Origin of the sequence: Actinophytocola sp. (genome assembly GCF_035762905.1) — a bacterium.
Classification (GTDB): domain Bacteria; phylum Actinomycetota; class Actinomycetes; order Mycobacteriales; family Pseudonocardiaceae; genus DASYTH01.
Window position 1 is genome coordinate 1 of sequence record NZ_DASUCC010000010.1, and the last position, 22,607, is coordinate 22,607.

General features: G+C 70.9%; 21 protein-coding genes and 1 pseudogene. 17 read left to right on the forward strand and 5 right to left on the reverse strand.

Annotated features, from left to right (window positions below; all coding sequences use genetic code 11):
- The first annotated feature begins 12 nt into the window (after positions 1-12).
- Complete coding sequence (locus VFV67_RS01090) at positions 13-147, forward strand: phosphodiester glycosidase family protein (RefSeq protein ID WP_326466537.1); 135 nt, start codon at positions 13-15, stop codon at positions 145-147.
- 11 nt (positions 148-158) lie between these two features.
- On the opposite strand, the gene VFV67_RS01095 is transcribed toward VFV67_RS01090, so the two are convergent.
- From VFV67_RS01095 to VFV67_RS01105, 3 genes are read right to left on the reverse strand one after another with little or no spacing between them, the layout of a single operon-like run.
- The gene (locus VFV67_RS01095; protein WP_326466484.1) at positions 159-1,592 is read right to left on the reverse strand and encodes a pyruvate, phosphate dikinase; all 1,434 of its coding nucleotides are present in this window, start codon (positions 1,590-1,592) and stop codon (positions 159-161) included.
- Positions 1,589-2,203 (reverse strand): transcriptional regulator, encoded by a 615-nt coding sequence (locus tag VFV67_RS01100; RefSeq protein WP_326466486.1) that lies wholly within the window; start codon positions 2,201-2,203, stop codon positions 1,589-1,591. Before VFV67_RS01100 ends, VFV67_RS01095 begins: the two co-directional genes overlap by 4 nt.
- A complete protein-coding gene (locus VFV67_RS01105; RefSeq protein ID WP_326466488.1) occupies positions 2,200-3,261 on the reverse strand; it encodes a TetR/AcrR family transcriptional regulator in 1,062 nt (353 codons plus the stop codon). The genes VFV67_RS01100 and VFV67_RS01105 overlap by 4 nt, the downstream gene beginning before the upstream one ends.
- Positions 3,262-3,337: 76 nt before the next feature.
- Here VFV67_RS01105 and VFV67_RS01110 point away from each other — a divergent pair, with 76 nt between their 5' ends.
- The 16 genes and pseudogenes from VFV67_RS01110 (at position 3,338) to VFV67_RS01180 (ending at position 20,019) form a co-directional block, all read left to right on the forward strand.
- Entirely contained in the window at positions 3,338-4,243 is a 906-nt protein-coding gene (locus VFV67_RS01110) for a hypothetical protein (RefSeq protein WP_326466490.1), read from the forward strand.
- Between the two features lie 5 nt (positions 4,244-4,248).
- Positions 4,249-5,460, forward strand: coding sequence for a threonine synthase (locus VFV67_RS01115; protein ID WP_414636150.1), 1,212 nt, complete (start codon positions 4,249-4,251; stop codon positions 5,458-5,460).
- Positions 5,461-5,553: 93 nt separating this feature from the next.
- Positions 5,554-7,164, forward strand: coding sequence for an FAD-dependent monooxygenase (locus VFV67_RS01120; protein ID WP_326466494.1), 1,611 nt, complete (start codon positions 5,554-5,556; stop codon positions 7,162-7,164).
- A gap of 46 nt (positions 7,165-7,210) precedes the next feature.
- Positions 7,211-7,693 carry a hypothetical protein gene (locus VFV67_RS01125; protein WP_326466495.1) on the forward strand — a complete coding sequence of 161 codons (483 nt, stop codon included), beginning with the start codon at positions 7,211-7,213 and terminating at the stop codon, positions 7,691-7,693.
- A 2-nt stretch (positions 7,694-7,695) separates the two neighbouring features.
- Positions 7,696-8,562, forward strand: coding sequence for an LLM class flavin-dependent oxidoreductase (locus VFV67_RS01130; protein ID WP_326466496.1), 867 nt, complete (start codon positions 7,696-7,698; stop codon positions 8,560-8,562).
- Positions 8,563-8,614: 52 nt separating this feature from the next.
- A complete protein-coding gene (locus VFV67_RS01135) occupies positions 8,615-9,055 on the forward strand; it encodes an HD domain-containing protein (RefSeq protein ID WP_326466497.1) in 441 nt (146 codons plus the stop codon).
- A 123-nt stretch (positions 9,056-9,178) separates the two neighbouring features.
- Positions 9,179-10,393 (forward strand): ABC transporter substrate-binding protein, encoded by a 1,215-nt coding sequence (locus VFV67_RS01140; RefSeq protein ID WP_326466498.1) that lies wholly within the window; start codon positions 9,179-9,181, stop codon positions 10,391-10,393.
- Positions 10,394-11,281, forward strand: coding sequence for a branched-chain amino acid ABC transporter permease (locus VFV67_RS01145; protein WP_326466499.1), 888 nt, complete (start codon positions 10,394-10,396; stop codon positions 11,279-11,281).
- On the forward strand, positions 11,278-12,240 hold the full coding sequence (locus VFV67_RS01150) for a branched-chain amino acid ABC transporter permease (RefSeq protein ID WP_326466500.1): 963 nt from the start codon (positions 11,278-11,280) through the stop codon (positions 12,238-12,240). The genes VFV67_RS01145 and VFV67_RS01150 overlap by 4 nt, the downstream gene beginning before the upstream one ends.
- 23 nt (positions 12,241-12,263) lie before the next feature.
- Positions 12,264-13,031, forward strand: a complete 768-nt coding sequence (locus VFV67_RS01155; RefSeq protein ID WP_326466502.1) for an ABC transporter ATP-binding protein — start codon at positions 12,264-12,266, stop codon at positions 13,029-13,031.
- Complete coding sequence (locus VFV67_RS01160; RefSeq protein ID WP_326466504.1) at positions 13,015-13,710, forward strand: ABC transporter ATP-binding protein; 696 nt, start codon at positions 13,015-13,017, stop codon at positions 13,708-13,710. The genes VFV67_RS01155 and VFV67_RS01160 overlap by 17 nt, the downstream gene beginning before the upstream one ends.
- Positions 13,711-13,810: 100 nt before the next feature.
- Positions 13,811-14,095: a hypothetical protein gene (locus tag VFV67_RS01165; RefSeq protein WP_326466506.1), complete on the forward strand. Its 285-nt coding sequence runs from the start codon at positions 13,811-13,813 to the stop codon at positions 14,093-14,095.
- A gap of 502 nt (positions 14,096-14,597) precedes the next feature.
- Positions 14,598-17,414 carry an ATP-binding protein gene (locus tag VFV67_RS01170; protein ID WP_326466507.1) on the forward strand — a complete coding sequence of 939 codons (2,817 nt, stop codon included), beginning with the start codon at positions 14,598-14,600 and terminating at the stop codon, positions 17,412-17,414.
- 682 nt (positions 17,415-18,096) lie between these two features.
- Positions 18,097-18,771: pseudogene (locus VFV67_RS36710) on the forward strand (cellulose-binding protein); the annotation flags it as partial.
- Between the two features lie 306 nt (positions 18,772-19,077).
- Positions 19,078-19,344, forward strand: a complete 267-nt coding sequence (locus tag VFV67_RS36715; RefSeq protein ID WP_414636151.1) for a cellulose binding domain-containing protein — start codon at positions 19,078-19,080, stop codon at positions 19,342-19,344.
- A 216-nt stretch (positions 19,345-19,560) separates the two neighbouring features.
- A complete protein-coding gene (locus tag VFV67_RS01180; RefSeq protein WP_326466510.1) occupies positions 19,561-20,019 on the forward strand; it encodes a nuclear transport factor 2 family protein in 459 nt (152 codons plus the stop codon).
- A gap of 6 nt (positions 20,020-20,025) precedes the next feature.
- Here VFV67_RS01180 and VFV67_RS01185 read toward each other — a convergent pair whose 3' ends face one another.
- Together VFV67_RS01185 and VFV67_RS01190 are read right to left on the reverse strand one after the other, a co-directional pair.
- Positions 20,026-21,459 (reverse strand): NAD(P)/FAD-dependent oxidoreductase, encoded by a 1,434-nt coding sequence (locus tag VFV67_RS01185; RefSeq protein WP_326466512.1) that lies wholly within the window; start codon positions 21,457-21,459, stop codon positions 20,026-20,028.
- A gap of 30 nt (positions 21,460-21,489) precedes the next feature.
- Positions 21,490-22,257, reverse strand: coding sequence for a hypothetical protein (locus VFV67_RS01190; RefSeq protein WP_326466515.1), 768 nt, complete (start codon positions 22,255-22,257; stop codon positions 21,490-21,492).
- Positions 22,258-22,607: the final 350 nt, after the last annotated feature.

Genomic DNA, 22,607 nt, shown 5'->3' on the forward strand with positions numbered 1-22,607 from the left:
GCGGCGCTGGGTCTGCGGGAGGCGGTCAACCTGGACGGCGGCGGCTCGACCACCATGGTGGCCCGCGGGCAGGTGGTCAACCGACCGTCCGACGCCACCGGGGAACGCCCCGTCGGCGACGCGATTCTGGTGCTACCCAACAGGTAGGGGGCTGGCCGCTACGCCTGCTCGGCCGCGCAGTCGAGCAGGCGGCGCAGGTGGGGGTCGGGGGCGGCGGGGGCGATGGCGGGTTGGCCGAGGGCGACTTCGCCGGTGGTGCCGTCGATGGTGATGAGGGTGCCTTCGGGGAGGGTGTGGGTGGGGGTGTGGACGGCGGCGGGGGTGATGGTGAGGTCGGTGGCCGAGACGACGGCGGGTTTGGCGAGCGCGCGGGCGACGACGGCGGCGTGGCTGGTGGGGCCGCCGGTCGCGGTGACCACGCCGGCGGCGGCGGCGAGGCCGGGGAGGTCCAGCGGGGAGGTGTGCGGGCGGACCAGGATGACCGGGGCGGTGGCGGCCAGGTGCACAGCTGCCTCCGGGGTGGTGGCCACGCGGCCGGTGGCAACGCCCGGGCAGGCGCCGAGAGCGCGGGTGAGGGTGGTTCGGGGGCCGGTGATCTGCATGCGGGGGGTGCGGGCGGATTCCAACTGGCGCGGGGAGATTCGGCGCACCGCCTCGGGTCGGGAGATCGTGCCGGCGTCGGCAAGGTCCACGGCGACCCGGATGGCGGCGCGTGCGGACAGGCCGCCGGGGCGCACCTGGAGCAGCCACAACCGGCCCGTCTCGACGGTGAACTCCACCGAGCAGGCGTCCAGGTAATGCTGCTCGAGCCGGCCAAGGGCGGCGAGGAGTTCCTGCCATACCACGGGTTCCCGAGCGGCCAGCTCGGAAAGTGGATCGGTGGTCGCGGTGCCGAGCACCACGTCCTCGCCCTGGCAGCCGAACAGCACCTCGCCGAACGGGAGCGGTTCGCCGGTGTTGGGATCGCGGCTGAACGCGACGCCGGTTCCGCTCCGGGAGTCGCGGTTGCCGAACACCATGGCCTGTACCGTGACCGCGGTGCCCGGCTCGTCCGGAATGCCGTGCAGCGAACGGTAGGTGACCGCGCGCGGCGTGTTCCAGGAGGCGAACACGGCGCGCACGGCCAGATCCAGCTGACGCAGCGGATCGTCCGGAGCGGGACAGCCGGCCGCGGCGGCGAAGCCGGCACGGAACCGCCGGCGCGAGTCGTCCGCGAACGCCGGGTCACCGGTCTCGGCCGCGAGCCCCGCGGTCGCCGCATCGGTCAGCCCGAGGTTGAGGATCGTGTTCATCATGCCGGGCATCGACACGCCCGCACCGGAGCGCACCGACACCACCAGTGGCCGCACCGGCGCGCCGAGCCGCCGGCCGGTGGCGGTTTCCAGCGCGCCGAGCGCCGTTGCCAACTCGCCGGCCAGGTCGTCGGGCGGCCGCCCGTCCCGCAGGAACGCGCGGCAGGCATCGGTGCCGATGACAAACCCGGGCGGCACCGGCAGACCGAGCCGGTGCAGCTCGATCAGGCCGAAACCCTTGGCACCAAGGACTTCCGCGCGCACATCGGTGCCGGCGGACAGCGGGTGGATCCACCTCACCGCGGGATTCCCAGCGTGGCAAGGAGATCCTCGTGCAGCTGGAACCAGACCGTGTGGTACGAGGTCAGGTTGTCGGCCACGTAGTCCAGCTCGCCGGACCGGGCCCGGGTGAGCGCGGCGGTGAGCCGGTCGCGGTACCGCTGGAACCGGGACAGCACGGCGGAAAGCTCCGCGCAGACCGTGCCGGCGCGCCGGTCGAGGTCGACCAGCCGGTCCAGCACCCGGGCGTCGTAGGCGGTGTCGAAGTGGTCGTTCGGGGTCACGAAGCCCTCGGTCGAGCGCAGCTGCCAGGCCGTGCACAGGTCGAGCAGCTCCGGATTGAGCACGAGAAACTCTTCGAACGCAACGGAAACCGCGGTCCGGCCGCCGGCAGCGTCCAACTCGGCGGAGATCCGCTCGGCGTCGGCGGCGCGGCCCGCGTCGGTCAGCCCCCACCCGCCGAAGCCGCCCGGCGCCTTGGTGACCAGGCCGGCCACCGCGAGGTCGATCAGCTCTGACTCCGCGTCCGGCTCGGTCAGGCCGGCCGCCTCGGCCACCCGCTCAAGTCCGGCGAACCCGATGCAGCGCAGGGTGTGCAGCACCAGCAGGTCGGTCCCGGTCGCGCGGCTCATCGCCCGGCTCCGGCCGCCGCGTGCCCGGCGCCGCGCCCGTCGGCCCGGGCCACGATCCGCCCGGCCCGGACCCGCACCGCGGCCTCGGTGTCGTCGGTCGTCGCGACCCCGGCGGCGTGCGCGACGGCGCCGCGGTCGTCGAGCACCAGGCGTGGGCCCGGCCGGGCGTCCGGACCGAACACCCGGCCGAGGCAGCAGCACAGGTCGGCGACCCGCAGCCGCACCAGCCGGCCGAGCTCGGCGGGATCGCCGGTCACCACGACCACGGTCACCGCGTCGCCCGCCCGGGCGGCGCGCACGGTCTCCTCGGCCGCACCCAGCCGGCCGGTGCCGAGCACCGTGACCACGCCGTCAGCCTCCAGCCCGACCGGACGACCGGTGCGCAGATCCGGCGGATCCTCAAGCGGCGCCCAGGGTTCGTCGACGGATCGCGCCGGGTCGACGAACGGCAGGTGCGGCGGTTCCCAGGCGTCGGCGAGATCGAGTCCGGCCAGGTGCTGGCAGGCGCGGACCACGTCGAACGGGTCGCCGAACCCGGGCGCGGCCTCGGCCAGCCGGCCGGCCCCGTACAGCAGCGTGAGCACCAACTCGGCCAACCGGACCCGCCGGCGGCGCGGCCCGCACGACTCCAGCGCGAGCCCGAGCAGCACCGCCTCCAGCCGGGCGAGGTGGGCCAGCGCCGTGCGGCCCGGTTCGTCGTCGAACACGCCGGTCAGCGAGCGCAGCGCCAGGTTGCCGGCGCCCGGGGTGTCACCGGGCATCGGCAGCCGGTCCAGCCAGACCCGCGCGAACCCGCCCACCGCGTCGGCAAGGCGGGTCACCGGCTCGGGCGCCGGCTGCCCGGCCGGGCGGTCGACCGCGTCGAGCAGCACGGCCAGGTACAGGGCGCGCTTGCTGGGGAAGTTGGAGTACACCGCGCCCCTGGTCAGCTCGGCCCGCTCGGCGATCCCGTCGACCTTGGCCTCGGCGTATCCCCGCTTGGCGAACTCGGTCCGGGCCGCGGCCAGCACGGCGGCGCGGGTGCGTTCCTGCTGCTGTGCCCGGGTCAACCGGACCATCGCCGCCCCTCCTCCACTCGGAAACCAAGAACATCCGAATGATATCATCATCTGAAATGCCCAGTACGGTGAGCGCATGACAGGTGGCCGCACGCAACGGTTGACCCGGTTCTCCCTCACCACCCTGGCGCTCGCCCTCGGCTGGACCGCGGTCGGGCTGCCCATGTTCACCGCCGACCAACCGGCTGCCAGCACCTCCGCCTGCCTGGTGGTGGACACCGACGCCGGCCTGGACGACTACCGCGCCCTGGCCATGCTGACGCCCGCCCGTGAACTCCGCGCGGTCGTCGTCACCGAGGGAATCTCCGGCGTCGCGGCCGGCACGACCGCGGTCTCGATGTTCCTGGCCAGCCGGGGCGCCACCCCGCCGGTGATCCCCGGTCTGGCCTCGCCCGCCCCGCCCGCCTACGACTGGCTGCCCGCCGTGCGCGCCGGCGCCGAGCGGCTGAACAACTTCCTGCACTCCGCCGTGCCGACCGCCGCCGACCCGGCCCGGCTCAGCCACGCCCTCGGCGCCGCCGTCCACGGCTGCAACCGGATCCAGGTTCTGGTCCTCGGCCCGTGGACCTCCTTCCAGCGCTACGGTTCCGCCCTCGGCCGGGAGTCCAGGGTGGTCGCCTCCGGCCGCTCGTTCGCCGAGAACAACCCGGACAACTTCAACTGCGAGTACGACGTCGCGGCCTGCCGCGCGGCCCCGGCCCGGGTCACCTTCGTCGACCTCCCGGCCCCCGGCCCGACCCCCAGCTACGCCCCGACCGAGGCGATGGTCGCCGCGCTGCACCGCACCGGGATGCCCGGCCTGCTCCGCACCGCCCTGCTGGTGGATCCGTCGCAGTGGTTGGAAACCCGCCTCTGGGACGACGCCGCCGCGCTCTACCTGCTCAGCCCGCGCTCGTTCACCCCGGAAGGCCGGCACCTCATCCCCGCGGTGCCCGAGTCCCGGTTCCGCGCCCAGGTCGTCGCCGCGATCAACGCCGCCTGATGACCATGCCGTACTCGGCGTTGCGGATCCTGCGTTGCCCGGCGTGCGGGGCGGAGTACGACCCGGACCGGGTCACCAACCTGTGCGGCTGCGGATCGCCGCTGCTGGCCGGCTACGACCTCAATGCCGTGGCGGCCGCGGTCACCCCGGAGGTGATCGCGAACCGCCCGCCAACCCTGTGGCGCTACCACGAACTGCTCCCGGTGCGCGATCCCGCGCACGTGCTGACCCTCGGCGAGGGCATGACGCCGCTGGTCTCACTCCCCCGGCTGGGCCGGGAGTACGGGATCGAGCGACTGCTCATGAAGGACGAGGGCCTGATCCCGACCGGCTCGTTCAAGGCGCGCGGCGCGGCGGTCGGCGCCTCCCGCGCGCACGAGCTTGGTGTCACCGGGATCGCCATGCCCACCAACGGAAACGCCGGGGCGGCCTGGGCCGCCTACGCCGCCCGCGGCGGGATGGCCAGCCTGGTCACCATGCCGCTGGACGCGCCGGTGATCACCCGGCGGGAGTGCCTGGCCGCCGGTGCCGAGCTGTATCTGGTGAACGGCCACATCGGACAGTGCGGGCAGCTCATCGCCGACGCTTTGGCGCAGCGGCCCGGTTTTCAGGACGTGTCCACGCTCAAGGAGCCCTACCGGGTGGAGGGCAAGAAGACCATGGGCCTTGAGCTGGTCGAGCAGCTCGGCTGGCGGGTACCCGACGTGATCCTCTACCCCACCGGCGGCGGTGTCGGCCTGATCGGCATCCACAAGGCCCTCGGCGAGTTGCGGGAGCTCGGCTGGATCGGCCCGCGCGTGCCCCGCCTGGTCGCCGTCCAGGCCACCGGATGCGCCCCGATCGTTGCCGCCTTTGACAAGGGAGCCACCCACGCCGATCCCTGGCCCGATCCGCACACCGTCGCATTCGGACTGACCGTGCCGAAACCGCTCGGCGACGCGCTGATCCTCGACGCCCTCTACGCCACCGGCGGCACCGCCATCGCCGTCGACGACGCCGACACCCTGGCCGAGCAGATCCGGTGCGCCCGGCTGGAAGGCGCTTTCCTCTGCCCCGAGGGCGCCGCCACCCTGGCCGCCGCCCGCCGGTTGCGCGAGTCGGGCTGGCTCGCGGCCGGCGACGAGGTGGTCGTCCTCAACACCGGCGCCGGGCTCTTGTACCCGGAGACCGTCCCGGCCGACGCCCCGACCCTGGAGCCGGACGCGGTGATTCCCTAGGGGTCTGTCGCATTCGGCGCGAAGAGGCCACGATGGACGGGACGGCCGGCACTCGCGAGCCGGCCGGCTGGTCGGTCGGACGAAGGGGTGCCGATGGCGGCGGAGCGCGTTCCGGTCCTGATCGTCGGTGGCAGCCTCGTCGGGCTGTCGGCCTCGCTGCTGCTGGCCGACCGGGGCGTCGAGCACATCCTGGTGGAACGGCACCCCGGCACGGCCATCCACCCGCGGGCCGCGATGTTCCACCAGCGCACGATGGAGATCTTCCGTCAGGTCGGGTTGCAGGACGCGGTGGAGGCGGCCGCGGAGCGGGAGTTCGTGCAGAACGGCGCGATCATGGCGGTGGAGAGCCTGGCCGGGCGGGAGCTGCAGTACTTCTTCCGCTCGGTCAACGCAGGCGTCGAGCACCTCAGCCCGGCGTCGCGGGTGTTCATCACGCAGGTCGGGCTGGAACCGGTGCTGCGGGAGCGCGCCGCGCAGCTGGGCGCCGAGCATCGGTTCGGCACCGAGCTGGTGGACTTCGAGCAGCACGCCGACGGCGTCACCGCGGTGCTGCGGCCCCGCTCCGGCGGCCCGGACCGGACGGTGACGGCGCAATACGTGATCGCGGCCGACGGCGCGCACAGCCGGGTGCGCGACAAGCTGGGCATCGGTCTGCTCGGCTGGGGCGGTTTCGCCGACTGCGTCACGATCTACTTCCGGGCCGACGTCAAGGACCTGATCGGCGAGCGCAACCTCAGCGTGGTCTACGTCAACCATCCCGAGCTGCTCGGCTTCTTCCGGTTCGCCATCACGTCGGACTCCGGCTTCCTCGCGGTGTTCTCCACCACCCGCCCGGACGGCACGCAGGACCGGCAGGTCGGCCGGGACATGACCGCGCGGCGGTGCGCGGAGCTGGTCCGCACCGCGCTCGGCGTTGCCGACCTGCCGGTGGAGATCGACAACGTGCAGCGCTGGGAGGCCACCGCCGCCTACGCGGAGCGGTACCGGGACGGCACCGTGTTCCTGGCCGGGGACGCCGCCCACGTCATGCCGCCCACCGGTGGATTCGGCGGCAACGCCGGGGTGGCCGACGCGCACAACCTGGCCTGGAAGCTGGCGATGGTGCTGGATGGCAGCGCCGGGCCCGGGCTGCTGGACAGCTACCAGGCCGAGCGCGCGCCGATCGGCCGGCTGACCACCGAGCAGGCGTACACCCGCTACGTGCTCCGGGTCGACCCGTCGCTGTCCGCGGACGGCCTGGCCGCGCCGGTGGACGACCCGTCGATCGAACTCGGTGCGCTGTACCGGTCTTCGGCGATCGCCGCGCCCGCCGGCGAGGCGCCGGAGCTCGACGACCCGCGCGCGCCCACCGGCCGGGTCGGCACGCGCCTGCCGCACCTGCCGATCGAGCTGGACGGCTCCCCCGCGTCCACCCTCGACCTGGCCGGCCCCGGCTTCACCCTGCTCGCCGCCCCGGACGCCGCGGCCTGGTGCACCGCGTCCGACAACGTGGCCCGCAGCCTGGACCTTCCGCTCACGGCCCACCGGATCACCGCCACCGGGCGGATCGCCGACCCGGCCGGCGCCTTCGCCGCCGCCGTCGGCCTGCCCGCCACCGGCGCCGTCCTGGTCCGCCCGGACAACGTGATCGCGTGGCGCGGCGAGGAACCGACCGCACCCGACGAAGACCTCAAGCGCGTCATGTCCGCGCTGCTGGCCCGGTAGCCGCGGTTTCCTCGCCGTTCCGGTCGATCTCGTGTGAGATGGACTCATGCCGACACTGTTGCCACCGGACGTGATCCGCTGGGCCGTGCGCACCGCGGCCACGGCGGCCGCCGTGCCTGGCCGGGTGCTGAACCTGTTGAGCGCGGCCGAGTCGGTCGTCGCCAGGGCCGAGGAGCTGGTGCGCCGCACCGAGCACACGATCACCACCGCCGAGGGCGCCATCGACCAGGTCCAGCAGGTGACCAGCGCCGCCAAGCAGCAGGTGAGCGCGGCCCGCCCGCTGATCCAGTTCGCCGAGGAGTTCAGTGCCCACGAGGTGCAGGCGGCGATCAAGCTGGTCGACGAGCTGCCCCGGCTGGCCAAGCACCTCAACGACGACGTGCTCCCGATCCTGGGCACGCTCAACCGGGTCGGCCCCGACATCCACGAGCTTCTTGCGGTGGCCAACGACGTCCGCCAGGCGATCCTGGGCATTCCCGGCTTCAACTACCTGCGCCGCCGGGGCGAGGAGAGGGACGTGGAGGAATGACCATGCGCTGCTCCGTCAACGTTCCGAACTTCGGCGACTTCGCCGATGCGCGGAACGTGGCCACCGTCGCCGTGGCCGTCGAGCAGGCCGGCTGGGACGCGCTGTTCGTCTGGGATCACGTGGTGCACGACAAGGAACAGCGCCGCGGCCAGCCCTTCGGCGACCCGTGGATGCTGCTCACCGCAGCGGCACTGGCGACCGAGCGGATCAGGCTGGGCACCCTGCTCACCCCGGTTGCCCGCCGCCGGCCGGAACAGCTCGCCCGGCAGGTGGCCACCCTGGACTCGCTGTCCGGCGGCCGGGTGATCTTCGCCGCGGGGCTCGGCGGGCCGATCAGGGACGAGTACGGCAGCTTCGGCGACGAGACCGATCCGACCGTGCTCGCCGAGCGGCTCGACGAAGGCCTGGGCCTACTGTGCCGCTACTGGTCCGGCGAGCCGGTGAACCACGACGGCCGGCACTACCGGGTGCGCGACGTCACCCTGCTGCCCGCCGCCGCGCAGCGGCCCCGGCCACCGGTGTGGATCGGCGGGTTCTGGCCGCACCGCAGGCCGATCCGCCGGGCCGCACGCTGGGACGGCGTGGTCCCGCTGTTCGCCGACGCCTCGCACGGCCATGTTCCGCCGCTCGACCAGGTCCGCGATCTGATCGCCTACCTGAACACGCACCGCGCGGACCCCAGCGGACCGTTCGAGATCGTCCTCGGCGGCGCCACCCCGGGCGACCCGATCGCCGCCCGCGACGTGATCGCCCCGCTCGCCGAAGCCGGCGCCACCTGGTGGGACGAGCGCCAACTCATGTCCAGCGCCGACCTGTACCAACTCGAACCGATCCTGCGCCGGGTGCACCAGGGACCGCCCGCGCTGTAGCGTCCGTTGTGGACGGTCGCACGTGGCAGCGCCGTTGCGGCACAATGTCGCCATGGCGTTCACGATCGAGGACGCCGTGCGGATCGCACGGCAGGCACACGAGGGCCAGGTCGACAAGTCCGGCCGGCCCTACATCGGCCATCCGCTGCGCGTGATGGACCGGGTCGAGGGCGAGTACGCCCGGATGGCCGCCGTGCTGCACGACGTCATCGAGGACACGACGGTGACCGCGGCCGATCTGCTGGCCGCCGGCTGCCCGCCGCGCGTGGTGGACGCGGTGGTGGCGCTGAGCAAGAACGACGGCGAGCCGCGACCGGACTACCTGGCCCGAGTCGCCGCCGACGAGATCGCGATCGTGGTGAAGCGCGCCGACATCGCCGACAACATGTCCCCGCACCGGCTGGCCCGGCTCGACCAGTCCACCCAGAACCGCCTGCGCGCCAAGTACACCGAGGCGCTGCGGTTCCTGGACACACACCAGCCTTCGTCCTGATGTCGCGGGCGGGCCGGCCGGTGCGTTGCCGTTCGGTCACCGTTCGTTGACACCGGCGCCGTCATTCAACAGACTACTTGCGCAAGTCAGCGAAAGTGTCGACTGCCAATGAAGGCTGGTGCGATGAACGAGCGACGGTTGTCCCGAAGGGATGCGCTGGGTCTGGTGGGTGCGGCCGGCGCCGCACTGGCGCTGCCGGGGTGCGGCAGCAGCGTCGGCGGCGGTTCGGGCGGTGGTTCGGGTGGCGGGGGTTCGGTCAAGGTGGGACTGGTGATCCCGCAGGCCGGGGTGTACGCCCCGCTGGGCACCGACATGAAGCGGGCCTGGGATCTCTGGTTGGAGCGCAACGGCGGAAAGTTCGCCGACTACACGGTGTCCACCGTGGTCGGTGACGAGGGCGAGACCCCGCAGACCGGGGTGCCGGCGGTGCAGAAGCTGTTGCAGAACGACCAGTGCGATCTGCTGGTGGGCATCGTGAGCTCGGCCACCGCGTTGGGCGTGCGGGACATGGTGACCGAGGCGAAGAAGGTGCTGGTGATCAGCAACGCCGGTGCGGTCGACCTGACCGGCAAGGCGTCCTCGCCGTACGTGTGGCGCACCTCGTTCACCAATTCGCAGGTCTCCGCCGCGATGGGCAAGTACCTGGCGGACCAGGGTTTCAAGGATGCGGTGTACACGATCGCCCCGGACTACGCGGCCGGCGCCGAGGCGCTTGCCGGCTTCACCAAGGCGTTCCAGGCCGGCGGCGGCACGATCGCCGACACCGCCAAACCCGCGTTCGGCAAAACCCAGGACTACCAACCATTCCTGTCGGCCATCCGGTCGTCCGGCGCCAAGGCGACGTTCTGCTTCTTCGCCGGCGCCGAGGCGGTCGCGTTCGTCAAGCAGTACGCCCAGTTCGGTCTGGCCGGCACGATCCCCTTGTACGGCTCGGGTTTCCTCACCGAGGGCGGGGTGCTCACCGCCCAGGGCGACACCGCGCTCGGCGTGCAGACCTCGCTGCACTACACCAGCGAACTGGACAACCCGGCGAACAAGGAGTTCGTCGAGGCCTACCGCGGCAAGTACAACGAGGCGCCGACCGTCTACTCGGTACAGACCTGGGACGCCGCCGCGGTGCTCAACAAGGCGCTCGGGTCGGCCGGCGGGCTGGACGGCGACAGCGTGTCCAAGGCGCTCGGCGGGGTGGGCCCGGTCGAGGACAGCCCGCGCGGCACCTGGAGCTTCTCCGGGCAGACGCCCAAGCAGAAGTTCTACCTGCGCAAGGTGGACGGCCGCGACGGCGGTTACGTCAACACGGTGGTGGCCGACCTCGGCGAACTCACCCAGGACGTGTAAGTGTTGTCCTGGCTGGATGCCAACCTGGTCAGCATCCTCAACGGCGTCGCGATCGGGTTCCTGCTGTTCATCCTCGCCATCGGCCTGTCGCTGATCTTCGGGATGATGGACGTGCTCAACCTCGGGCACGGGGCGCTGTTCCTGGCCGGCGGCTACCTGGCCTGGGCGGTCGGCGGCAGCGATCCGGGCTGGGGTGGATTCCTGGCCGCGATCGCCCTGGCCGCGGTGGCCGGGCTGGTCTGCGGCGGGGCACTGGCCGGGATGGTCGAGCCGCTGCGCCGCCGCGGTCATCTCGACCAGGCGCTGCTCACCCTCGGCGTGGCACTGGTGGTCGCCGAACTGCTCGCGATGCTGTTCGGCCGCGACGTCCGCGCGGTGAACCCGCCGCCCGGACTGGACCGGACCGTGCTGGTGCTCGGCGAGCCGTATCCGGTGTACCGCCTGGTGCTGATCGCCGCCGGTGCCGGGCTCGCGGTCGTGACGCACCTGGTGGTCGAGCGCACCACGGTGGGTGCCCTGGTCCGGGCGACCGTGGCCGACCGGGAGATGGTGTCGGCCATCGGCGTCGACAACCGCCGCGTGCGGTTCGCCGTGCTGGGCCTGGGTTCCCTGGCCGCGGCGGTGGCCGGGGTGCTCGGTGCGCCGATCTACGGTGCCCGGCCGGGACTGGACGCCACGGTGCTGATCCTGGCGCTGGTCGTGGTCGTGATCGGCGGGCTCGGCTCGGTGCGCGGTGCGCTGATCGGCGCGCTGCTGATCGGCCAGATCGAGTCGCTCGGCCGCGCGCTGCTGGCCGACGCGGCCTCGTTCATCCTGTTCGGGGCGCTGGCGATCGTGCTCATCGTTCGCCCGCAAGGATTGTTCGCCGGTCCGGGAGCCCGGTCATGATCGCACCACCGGTGCACACCGGCCGGTACCTGGGCGGCGCGGCGGTGGTCTTCCTTGCCGCCGCACCGCTTTTCCTCGCTCCGTACGCGACCACCACGCTCACAAGGATGCTGGTCTTCGCCCTGCTGGCGGCGAGCCTCGACCTGCTCGTCGGCGTGACCGGGCTGCCCTCGCTCGGCCACGCCGCCTACTTCGGGGTCGGTGCCTACGCCGCCGCCTGGTTCACCAAGAACGTCACCGCCACCGGCCCGGTCCCGGTGCTGGTCGCGTTGGCCGCCGGGGCCGCCACCGCGGCCGCCACCGGGTGGGTCGCGGTGCGCACGCACGGGGTGTTCTTCCTGATGCTCACCCTGGCCATCGGCGAGATCGTCGCGCAGGCCGCGGAAACCTGGGAGCCGGTGACCGGCGGCTCCAATGGGCTCTACGGCGTGCCGTCGACCAGGATCGCCGGATCCCCACTGGATGTCGCCGGCCTGTACTGGTACGTGCTCGCCGTGTTCCTGGCCGGCTTTCTGGTGCTGTGGCTGGTGTCCCGCTCCCCGTTCGGCGCGGCGCTGCGCGGCATCCGGGACAACGAGCCGCGGATGCGGGCGCTCGGCTATGCCACCCGGCCCTACAAGTTCGTCGCGTTCGTGATCGCCGGCGCGGTGGCCGGGCTGGCCGGCGGGCTGCTGGCCGCGCAGCAGCGGCTGGTCACCCCGGCCGATCTCGGCTTCACCACCGCCGCTCTCGCGCTGCTCGCGGTGATCATCGGTGGCGCCGGCAGCCTGTGGGGCCCGTGCCTCGGCGCCGCGCTGGTGATCGTGGTGCGCGACGTGGTCGGCCCGGATCTGGGCGGCCACGGCCCGTTGCTGCTCGGCCTGGTGTTCATCCTGGTGGTCTACCTGCTGCCCCGGGGCGCGGCCGGACTGCGGCCGCCAGGGCGGCGACCCGTGCGGGAGGAGGCGAGCCGGATATGAGCGCGGCGGTGTCCTGTCGGTCGGTGGGTCGGACGTTCGGCGCGTTGCGCGTCGTCGATGGGGTCGATCTGGAGGTTCGGCCCGGTGCCCGGCACGCGCTGATCGGTCCGAACGGTGCGGGGAAGACGACACTGCTCCGGTTGGTCACCGGTCTGCTCCGGGTGTCCGAGGGTTCGGTCGAGCTGGCCGGCCGGGACATCACCAGGCTCTCCGAGGTGCGCCGGGCCCGGCTCGGCATCGGCCAGACCCTCCAGCACGCCAGCCTGTTCGGCTCGATGACCGCGGCCGAGAACGTCGCGCTGGCGGTGCGCCGGCACGAGCGCGGCGGGATCCGCGTCGTACCCGTGCGGGAACGCGCGGTCTGGGCCCGGGTGGATCAGCTGCTGGCCGAGGTCGGCCTGGCCGGTCGGGGCGGCGTCGTCGCGGCCCGGCTGGCGCACGGGGAACGCAAGCAGCTCGAGGTGGCCCTGGCCCTGGCTTGCCGGCCACGGGTGCTGCTGATGGACGAGCCGGCCGCCGGAATGTCCACCGCCGAACGGACCGCGCTCGCCGAGTTGGTGCGCGGGTTGCCTGAGCGGGTCACCGTCCTGTTCGTCGAGCACGACCTGGACCTGGTCTTCGAGCTGGCCACCGAGGTGACCGTGCTCAGTCTGGGCCGGGTGCTGCTCACCGGTTCCCCCGAGGCGGTCCGGGCCAGCGCCGAGGTGCGCCGGGCCTATCTCGGCACCACAAGGGCGGAACCCTTGTTCCTGCCCCCGGTCCGCGGAGGCGCCGATGTTCCTACGAGTTGACGGTCTCACCGCCGGATACGCGGGCAGCACGGTGATCCGCGACGTCACCTTCGACCTGGCCCGAGGCGGCGCGCTCGGCCTGCTCGGCCGCAACGGCGCCGGCAAGACCACGCTGATCATGACCATGATGGGCCTGGTTTCGCCGTCCGCCGGGTCGGTTCACCTGGACGGCACGGACATCGCCGGCCGGCGCCCGGACCGGATCGCCCGCGCGGGCGTCGCGCTGGTGCCGCAGGGCCGGCGAATCTGGCCACCGCTCACCGTTTCCGAGCACCTCACGCTGGCCGGCCGCCGGCCCGGCCCGAACTGGACCGTGGACCGCGTCCTGGAAACCTTTCCCGCGCTCGGTGCCCGCCTCCGCCATCCCGCCGGTCGGCTCTCCGGCGGCGAGCAGCAGATGCTGGCCATCGCCCGCGCCCTGCTCACCAACCCCGCGTTGGTCCTTCTGGACGAACCCTCCGAGGGCCTTGCACCGTCCATAGTGGACTCGATAGCCACCATTCTCAACACGCTGAAGTCCGACGGCAGCACCATCCTGCTCGTCGAGCAGGATCTGCACCTGGCCTTCGCCACCTGCGAGGAGATCGCGATCCTGGACAAGGGCACCATCGCCCACCGCGCCCCCACCCGGGATTTTCGGCACGACGAGGCGACCGCCCACCGTCTCCTCGGCGTCTGACGGTCGTTAGATATAGGTCAGTTGACCGATGTCTCGGCAAGCCGATACGGCGAGGGTTGCCTGCATGCCCGCTTCTGGGCCCGGACCGAGAGGTGATGTGGTGACTGCGCCGGACTGGCATGACGAGCTGGTGCTCATGGCCGAGCTGTCGAGCGTCAACAACCAGATCGCCCGGTACGTGCTCCGGTTGCTCGACGCGGACGCCGGACGCCGGGAGCCGGTGAGCACCCTCGACGAGGGCATGCTGGGGTCCCGGCTCGTGGACCTTGGCCACGCATTGCAGGATCACGCCGCCGAGCGGGCAGCGCGAATGGCCGAAAGGCGAATCGTTCGCGAGGTCCCAGGCAGGCTGGTACGTCAGATCCAGTCCTGCGACAAGCCATGAGCTACCCCTGGGACGTGGGCGTCACAATGGCCGGCCACCGGGACCCCGCGACACACGAACAAATGGACGGACAAACCAATCCGCTAATTGCTGATCATCTCCACTCCGTCGTGGGTCATGCCCGGATCGGCGCTGGCGACCAGCGCACTCTGTGCCCAAAAGATCGCCAAAGCGGATACTACGACGGCAACGATCATCCTCAGAACACGCATGTTGGCCTCCCCGACATAGGCCTTGAATGGTGGAATACCATTAACGGGGGCCCCGCAATCCTGTCCCAGCTCACGGTCGGTGCGGTCGGCATATGTGTGGCGAAACCTACCGTTATGGTGAGCAAAGAGTGACAGCACACATTTAATAAAAGATTAATCTAGGGTTAACAGATGGTGAACGACTGATACCGGATTTGTCGCGGCAACGTCCCTGCCTGCACAACGACGGATGCCACTAGGTGACCAGTTGGGCGTTGTTCGCGAGCGGTTCAGGTCGTACTGTCGGAGATATGCGGGGTACCGTCACCCTTATCGGGCGCGATGCGGAGATCGACAGACTCGAAAAATGGATTAAGGATCTTGTTTCTGGAACCGGGCGGGCGGTACTGATCGAGGGTGAGCCCGGCATTGGCAAGTCCTCACTGGCGCGAACCGCGGCGACAGTGGCCGAGCGGCACGGTTGCCAGGTCTTCCGGGCCGCGGCCGACGAGCTTGGTCAGGACCTCCCGTTACAACCGCTGCTGGATGCCATGCGGGTCCGGGAAACCGGAGAACCACGGCTGGCCACCATCCTGCGGCTGCTGCACGGCGAATTGATCAGCAATGGCGCCGATCCGGCCATTGCGGCCGCGGAACAAATGTTGACCTTGATGGCCGAGTTGTGCTCGGCTGCCCCGACCGTCCTGATCGTCGATGATCTCCAATGGGCCGACCAGACGACGATCAGCGTGTGGGAATGGCTGGCCCGATCGGCCGACCGTTCGCCCCTGCTGCTGATCGGCACCACCCGGCCGGTGCCCCAACGGGACGAGCTGCTCGCGCTGCAGCGCGCGGTCGGCGACGCCAGCACGATCCGGCTCGACGGCCTACCCGACCCCGCCGTGGTCGACCTGATCGCCACGATCGCCGACGGCAAGCCCGGCAGCCATCTCCTCGAGCTTGCCGGCGGCGCGGCCGGGAACCCTCTTTACCTGACCGAACTCGTCGACGCCCTGACCCGGTCCACCCGCCTGACCACTACCGACGCCGGTCTCGTCGAGGCGACCGCCGGACCCGTCCCGGACTCTCTGGTGGCCGCCATCGCACACCGGTTGGACTTCGTGCCGCGGGAGGCCCGCGCGGTCCTGCGCGGTGCCGCCCTGCTCGGCGTCGAGTTCTTGGCTTCGGACCTGGCGATCGTGCTGGGCCGCCGGATCGCCGAGTTGGTCCCGGCCATCGAGGAGGCCCGTGCGGCAGGTGTGCTCGAGGAGACCGGCGAGACGCTGTCTTTCCGGCACCCGCTGATCCGTACGGCGCTCTACGACGACATCCCGGTGTCGGTCCGGGCGGCCTGGCACGGCGAAGCGGCCACCGCGTTGGCCGAGGCGGGCGCACCGACCCTGCGGGTAGCCCGGCAGCTGCTGCGCGCGGTCCGCTCGCCCGGCGCCGGCCCGCTGGACGAAACGCTGCTCAACTGGCTGGTCGGAGCGGCCCCGACGCTCATCGCCCAGTCCCCGAAGGCGGCGATCGAGCTGCTTCGGCAAGGCAGCGCGAGATCACCGGCGACCACGGAGCGGGGCGCGGTGCTGGCCTGCCGGCTGGCCGACGCGCTGCACCGCACCGGTGAGCCCGCAGAGGCCGAACGGGTCGCCGCCAACGCGATGAACGTGATCACCGATCCGGACCTGCTGGTCGACCTGCACTGGACGATGACGCAGTGCCGAACGCTGGAGGGCAGAGCGGAGGATTCGCTCGAGGAGTTGTCCTCGGCTCTGGTGGTGCCGTCGATCTCCGCGCGGCAGCGGGCCCGGCTGCTGGTGTTGACCGCGCGGGCGCACCGCAATCTCGGCGAGGTCAGCGTGGCCGGGCAGGTGGCTCGCGAGGCGTTGCAGACCGCCGAGAAGGCCGGCGACCAGTGGGCGATCGGTTGGTCCCTGCATGTGCTGATCATCGTGTCGGTGATGCGCGGCGACGTCGGGGCCGCCCTGCCGCTGTTCGAGCGGGCATTGCGGGTCGTCGGCAGCAACCCTGGCCTGACCGATCTGGGGCTGCTGCTGGAGATCAACCAGGCGGTCGCGCTCGGCGACATGGACCGCTACACCGAGGCGATCGCCGCGGCCGAGCGGGTGCGTCAGCGCGCCGACCATGCCGGCAGCCTGGTCCGCCTGGCGCAGGCGCAATGCGCGCTCGGCGAGCTGTTGTTCGAGGTCGGCCGCTGGGACGACGCACAGGCCGAGGTGGAGGTGCTGCCGGACGAGTTCAAGGACCCCGGCGCCACCTGCTGCGACCGCGGGGTCGCCGCCGCGATCGCCTTCCACCGCGGCGATCCGGAGGCCGGGCGGCAACATCTGAGTCTGGCCGAGCCGAGCGCCGAGCGGATCGGCAACCGCGTGGTAGCCAGCCTGACCCTGGCCAGGAGCCTGGACCAGGAAATCGCCGGCGCCCCGGACGAGGCCCTCGCCGTACTCACCGCCGGCGTCACCAACCACGCCGAAGAGCTGGAGGAGATGGAGGATCTGCTGCCGGAGGCGGCCCGGCTGGCGGTGTCCACCAACACCGTGGACACCGCCGTTGACATCGCTGCCCAGGCCGCCAGCCTGGCGCTGCGGTCCCAGGTTCCGCACCGGCTCGCCGCAGATGCCTACTGCCGCGGCCTGCTCGACGACGACCCGGGACTGTTGCTGCAGGCCGCCGATCGCTACCGCGAGGCGGCCCGCCCGCTGTTGCGCGCCAAGGCCTTTGAGGCGGCGGCCCTCGCGTTCGCCGGCCGCGGTGACCGGACCCCCGCCCGGGCCGCGTTCACCCGCGCCGACGATCTGTACGGCAGCCTCGGGGCGCGGTGGGATCTGGCTCATCTGCGTGCGCAGCTGCGCCGGCACGGCATCCGGCGCGGGCCCCGGGCCAAGCACCGGCAGGATCGGGTCGGCTGGAACAGCCTCACCCCCACCGAGGTCCGGATCGCCCGCATGGTCGCCGAGGGTCTTCCCAACCGGGCGATAGCCGAGCACCTGGTGCTCTCCCCGCGCACCGTCGGCACCCACGTCTCGCACATTCTGGCCAAGCTGGGCTTGCGGTCCAGGATCGACATCGCTCGCGAGGTGGCCGGCCATCAGCAGGTGTCCCATTGAAAGTTTCGGAAATCATTCCGAGCGCTACTTCTTGGGTGCTGCGCGATAACCGGTGGTAACACAGGCACTTGGGCGCCGGAAATCACATACCGTCACAGAACCTTGACGGGGTGACTTCACCGATTTAGAATCCTTTCGGAATATTTCCGAAACATTGCAGGGGTAGCTGGCGCGGCTGAGCCTGGCGCCGGTGACATCGCTCAGCCCACGAGCACGGCCTCCTGATGTACACCTTGCCGGCCTCGGTGACCCGAGGTCAGCCGGCATCGCTGCCCTCTCCGCGGTCCTGCCCGAAAGGAGAGCCATAGTGATCAGCAGCTCGGGCCGCTCCAGAATCCGTTCGACGGTCGTGGCGCTGACGGCAGCGGCGCTCACGGTCGCCGCGGCGGTGACGGTGGTGGCGAAATCCACGCCCGCCAAGGCCGCCGACGACCCGGTGACCATCGCGGCCGAGGACGACGGCGCCAACTGCCCGGTGACCGTGCCCGGCTCCACGCCGGCCAACTCACGGCTTCCCGACCCGTTCCGGAAGTTGGACGGCACCCGGATCGCCACAAGGGCCGACTGGCGATGCCGGCGGGCCGAGATCAAGGAGTTGGCGGAACGGACCGTCTACGGCCAGAAGCCCGCGGCACCGGCGAGCGTCACGGGCACGGTGTCGAGCACCGGCATCACGGTGAACGTGTCGGATCAGGGCCGCAGCGCCAGCTTCTCGGCGAGCGTCCAACTGCCCAGCGGCACCGGCCCGTTCCCGGCCGTGGTCGTGCTCGGCGGATTCGGAGCGGACACCGCCACCATCCGGGCCTCCGGCGCCGCGGTGATCAACTACGACCCGCTCGCGGTGGGCCGTGAGGGCACGCCGCGGAACAACAAGCAGGGCGCGTTCTACAGCATCTACGGCTCGTCGAGCAGCACCGGACTGCTGGTCGCCTGGGCCTGGGGGGTCAGCCGGATCATCGACGTGATCGAGCGGTCGGGCGGCAACATCCTGCGTGCGGACGCGACCGGCGTCACCGGCTGCTCCCGGTACGGCAAGGGCGCCTTCGTGATCGGCGCGTTCGACCAGCGCATCGCCCTGACCATGCCGATCGAGTCGGGCAGCGCCGGCGCACCCATCCTCCGCGGAATTCCCGGGGAGAGCGGCGCCCAACCGCTGAGCAGCGCCTACGGCGAGCAGCCGTGGCTGGGCGACGCGTTCGGCTCGTTCACCGGCAACCCGAACAACCTGCCGGTGGACACGCACGAAACCGTGGGCCTGATCGCGCCGCGCGGGCTGTTCATCATGGACAACCCGCACATCGACTGGCTGGCCGCCAGGTCCGGCAGCGTGGCCGCGCTCGGCGGAGCCGAGGTCTACCGGGCGCTCGGCGCGATCGACAACATCACCTACTGGTCGGACGTCCAGGACGGCACCCACTGCGCCGTGCGGCCCGAGTGGCGGACCCCGCTGCAGCAGAGCATCCAGAAGTTCCTGCTGCGGACCGGCAACGCGGCCGGCGCGATACGGATCTCCAGCCGGAAGGCCGGAAATCTGGCGCAGTGGCGGGACTGGCAGACCCCGACCCTGTCCGACGGCCCGATCACCACCACCACCACGACGACCACGACGACCACGACAACAACCACCACCCAGAACCCGCCGCCCGGCGGCTGCACGGCATCGGTGTCGATCAACCAGTGGACCGGCGGCTTCGTCGCCACGGTCCGGGTTACCGCCGGCTCCGCGCCGATCACCGGCTGGACGGTCGCCATGACGCTGCCGGCCGGCGCCGCCGTCACCAACAACTGGAACTCGACCCGCACCGGCACCACCGGCACGGTGCAGTTCGGCAACGCCAGCTTCAACGGCGACCTCGCCGCCGGTCAGTCGACCGAGTTCGGCTTCCAGGGCACCGGAACCGGCACCGGCATGACCCCGACCTGCGCTTAACCGCCTCGCTGTTCCGCCTCTCCGGGATTTTATGCGGTTGTTGCGTTCCAGCTGGTGGTGCGGTTGACGGATTGATTGTGGCTGGGTTGCGTCACGGTGCCCCTGAGGTTGCGTTGGTGGCCCGAGGCTTGCCTCAATGTTCCCGGGCGTAACGAGGTCGTTGGGCTCACGTCATACTCGGGCTGAACCGAAAGCCCGCTCGCCCGAGGAGATGACGTGAGCCCGCGACCGCCATTGCCGCCGTTCACCGAGGAGACCGCGCTGCAGAAGGTGCAGGCGGCCGAGGATGCCTGGAACACCCGCGATCCGCAGCGGGTGGCCCTGGCTTACACGGAGGACTCGGTGTGGCGCAACCGCGACGAGTTCATCACCGGCCGCGCGATGATCGTGGAGTTTCTCCAGCGCAAGTGGGAGCGCGAGCTGGACTACGCGCTGCGCAAGGAACTGTGGGCCTGCCGCGGCAACCGCATCGCGGTGCGCTTCCAGTACGAGTGCCATGACCGGGAGGGCCGGTACTGGCGCAGCTACGGCAACGAGCTGTGGGAGTTCACCGACGAGGGCCTGATGTCCCGGCGCGAGGCGAGCATCAACGATATCGCCATCGCACAAGGTGACCGCCGCATCCACGGCCCCCGGCCGGCCGGCGAGCGCGGTGTGCTCCTGCCGATTCAGTAAGTCCGGTCAGTCCTCCCACGGCATCTCGTTCCGGATACCGGTGTGGATGGCGTAGGCGTTCTTGACCGCCGCCTTCAACGCGCCCTCGACCCACCGACGGTGCCGCCGGTCGCAGGCGTCGTTGGCGAACCACACCCGGTGCACCGGCCGGATGACATCCGAGTAGAACCCCTCGCTCATCTCGTACGGCCGGAACAGCGGGCCGATGCCGCAGGCGAACCAGTCCAGCGCCCAGTCCTTGTACACGCCGAACTCGAACGTGTCCTGGGCCTCGGGGTGGATCTTGCAGAGATCCTGCAACGCCTGGGCGACGCACTCCTCCTCGGCCAGTGGCGTGTAGGGCATGCTGTCCTGCTCCCAGCAGTAGGACGCGATCAGCACACCCTTGGCGATCCGCCGGTCCTGCCCGGCGGGCGGATAGACGACGTTGCGGATCGCCAGGTCGGTGACGGTGAGGCCGGTGGTGATGCCGTACCTGGTCTCCCACCAGCGCTCGCTGAACTGCATGAACAGCTTGTGCGCCCGCCCGTAGTAGGAGTTGCGGATCGCGTACCACTTCTGCGGGTCGAGGCCCTGAATCTCCATGTGCCGCAGGCTGGCCAGCGGCACGGTCACGATGCACTCGTCGGCCGTGACGGACATCGAGGCGCGCCCGGCCCGGTAGTGCACCGTCACGGCACCCTCGTCCTGGGTGATGGCGTGCACCTGGGCGCCCAGCCTGATGTCGTCCATCAGGTACGGCTCGAAGGCCCGGGGCAGCGAGTCGGCTCCGTCCACAATGTACATCAGGTCGCCGAACACGTCCTCGTAGAAGTGCAGGAACCATTCGACCAGTGAGAAATGATAGCGGCCCTCCATGTTGAACAGCGGGCCGAGGATCTCCAGCGCGCCGTCGGACAGCCCGCGCTCCTTGAGATAGCTCAACAACGAGTACCGGTCGTAGTCGGCGAGCAGGCGCTCGAACGCCGCCTCGTCGTCCTGCCGCATGACCTCGATCAGCGGGGCCATGGTGTCCTTGAGCAACTGGTGCGGTTCCCGGTCGGCCTCGCCTGGCAGCAGATCGAAATCGAACCGGCCGGCGTCGAACTCGCTGCGCCGCACCCCCTTGCCCTGCAGGTAGATGAACGTGTCCTCGTCGTACATGGGAAAAGGGCTGGTCGCCAGCGTGAACTTGTCCCGAATCAACCACTGGACCATCGGATGCTGCACCGGGAACCGCATCGCCCCGAACTCGCCGTACATGTCCCCGGCGAAGCCGCGGTAGGTGAGGATGCGGCCGCCGAGCCGGTTCTGCCCTTCCAGGATGGTGACCTCGTGGCCGGCGTCCTTCAGCAGCAGACCCGCGGTGAGGCCGGCCATTCCGGCGCCGACGATCACGACCCGGCGCGGTTCCCCCTCGGGCAGACCGTCGCGCAGCAGGCTGAGGGTATCCAGCGGCATCTGCGGCTCCTTTCGTGGCGCGGTGCGTGGTCAGGTCGCGAGTCCGTGCATCTGGCCACTCGCCGCGGTGAACGCGTCCGGGTCGACCGGGGCGCCGCCGCCGAACGGGTTCTGCAGCTGGTATATCGAGAACAGCAGCAGGGTGATCGTTCCGGTGAGCACGGCGATCATCACGATGTGGACATGGAGCTTGGGCACGTAGAACAGGTACGGCAGGGCGATGGTCAGCAGGCTGCCCACCAGCAGGGTGATCCACAAGACGGCGCTGACGCCGCTTTCGCCGGCCGCGCCCAGCCGGGACTGACGGGCCTCGTACACCGTCCACAACTGGCTCGCCGCCTCGGTTTTGCGGTCCGACTGCCAGTCGTTCTCGGTCGGCGCCGAGTCGATCGTCACCCGGATCCGCTCGAGTTGGTCCCAGCCGGCCGTGGCCACCGGCTCACCCTCGCGCATGCTCGGCCATTCCTGTTCGATCACCGTGTTGGTGTACGACCTGGTCAGCTCCTGAATCTGGGTTCGGGCCGGCTCCGGTAGGGAATCGCCGGCCCAGTAGACGCCGACCAATGCATTCGCCTCGGTGAACGAGCCGGACCGGGCCGAGCCCACCGTATCGAACAGGGAAATCAGCACGAACGCCATGAGCACCGCCTGCACGCCGGCCACGATGGTGAACACCCCACCGATCCCCTCAGCGGCGTTTTCGTCTCCTTTGCTGAAGCGTCGAACCAGAATCGTCAGGACAGCCGTGACGGCCGCGACGCCGAGCACCCACAGGGCTCCGGCGACATAGATGTTCATGCCCCACCCACCTCTTTCTGGCCGACCATTAGAACACGCGCTACGGTGGATTGTGAATACTTGGAACAGTCGAGCACACGGATCGGGCCCAAGATGACATCCGCACCAGCGGCACGGAGGAAATACGTTCCGCGAATATTCCTGACATTGACAACGGTTATTTCGGGGTATTTTCTGACTTTGCCCGCACCGGCCGCCGCCGAAACCGCAGCGGAATGTGATTACGATATTTGTACGGACCAGCTGTTGCCGCCAATCCCGATCCTGTGCGGCCTCCTGCCGTTGCCGCCGCTACTGCCGCCGTGCCCGAAGCACGAGCCGCACCCGCCGCCCCAGCCGCCGCCACCCCA

What these genes read in the sequence shown, in the direction of transcription:
- VFV67_RS01150 (WP_326466500.1), top strand. Translation starts at nt 11,278, where the DNA reads ATGATCGCACCACCGGTGCACACCGGCCGGTACCTGGGCGGCGCGGCG.
- VFV67_RS01190 (WP_326466515.1), bottom strand. Translation starts at nt 22,257, where the DNA reads ATGAACATCTATGTCGCCGGAGCCCTGTGGGTGCTCGGCGTCGCGGCC.
- VFV67_RS01105 (WP_326466488.1), bottom strand. Translation starts at nt 3,261, where the DNA reads ATGGTCCGGTTGACCCGGGCACAGCAGCAGGAACGCACCCGCGCCGCC.
- VFV67_RS01185 (WP_326466512.1), bottom strand. Translation starts at nt 21,459, where the DNA reads ATGCCGCTGGATACCCTCAGCCTGCTGCGCGACGGTCTGCCCGAGGGG.
- VFV67_RS01115 (WP_414636150.1), top strand. Translation starts at nt 4,249, where the DNA reads ATGCCGTACTCGGCGTTGCGGATCCTGCGTTGCCCGGCGTGCGGGGCG.
- VFV67_RS01120 (WP_326466494.1), top strand. Translation starts at nt 5,554, where the DNA reads ATGGCGGCGGAGCGCGTTCCGGTCCTGATCGTCGGTGGCAGCCTCGTC.
- VFV67_RS01125 (WP_326466495.1), top strand. Translation starts at nt 7,211, where the DNA reads ATGCCGACACTGTTGCCACCGGACGTGATCCGCTGGGCCGTGCGCACC.
- VFV67_RS01160 (WP_326466504.1), top strand. Translation starts at nt 13,015, where the DNA reads ATGTTCCTACGAGTTGACGGTCTCACCGCCGGATACGCGGGCAGCACG.
- VFV67_RS01110 (WP_326466490.1), top strand. Translation starts at nt 3,338, where the DNA reads ATGACAGGTGGCCGCACGCAACGGTTGACCCGGTTCTCCCTCACCACC.
- VFV67_RS01140 (WP_326466498.1), top strand. Translation starts at nt 9,179, where the DNA reads ATGAACGAGCGACGGTTGTCCCGAAGGGATGCGCTGGGTCTGGTGGGT.
- VFV67_RS01135 (WP_326466497.1), top strand. Translation starts at nt 8,615, where the DNA reads ATGGCGTTCACGATCGAGGACGCCGTGCGGATCGCACGGCAGGCACAC.
- VFV67_RS01170 (WP_326466507.1), top strand. Translation starts at nt 14,598, where the DNA reads ATGCGGGGTACCGTCACCCTTATCGGGCGCGATGCGGAGATCGACAGA.
- VFV67_RS01130 (WP_326466496.1), top strand. Translation starts at nt 7,696, where the DNA reads ATGCGCTGCTCCGTCAACGTTCCGAACTTCGGCGACTTCGCCGATGCG.
- VFV67_RS01100 (WP_326466486.1), bottom strand. Translation starts at nt 2,203, where the DNA reads ATGAGCCGCGCGACCGGGACCGACCTGCTGGTGCTGCACACCCTGCGC.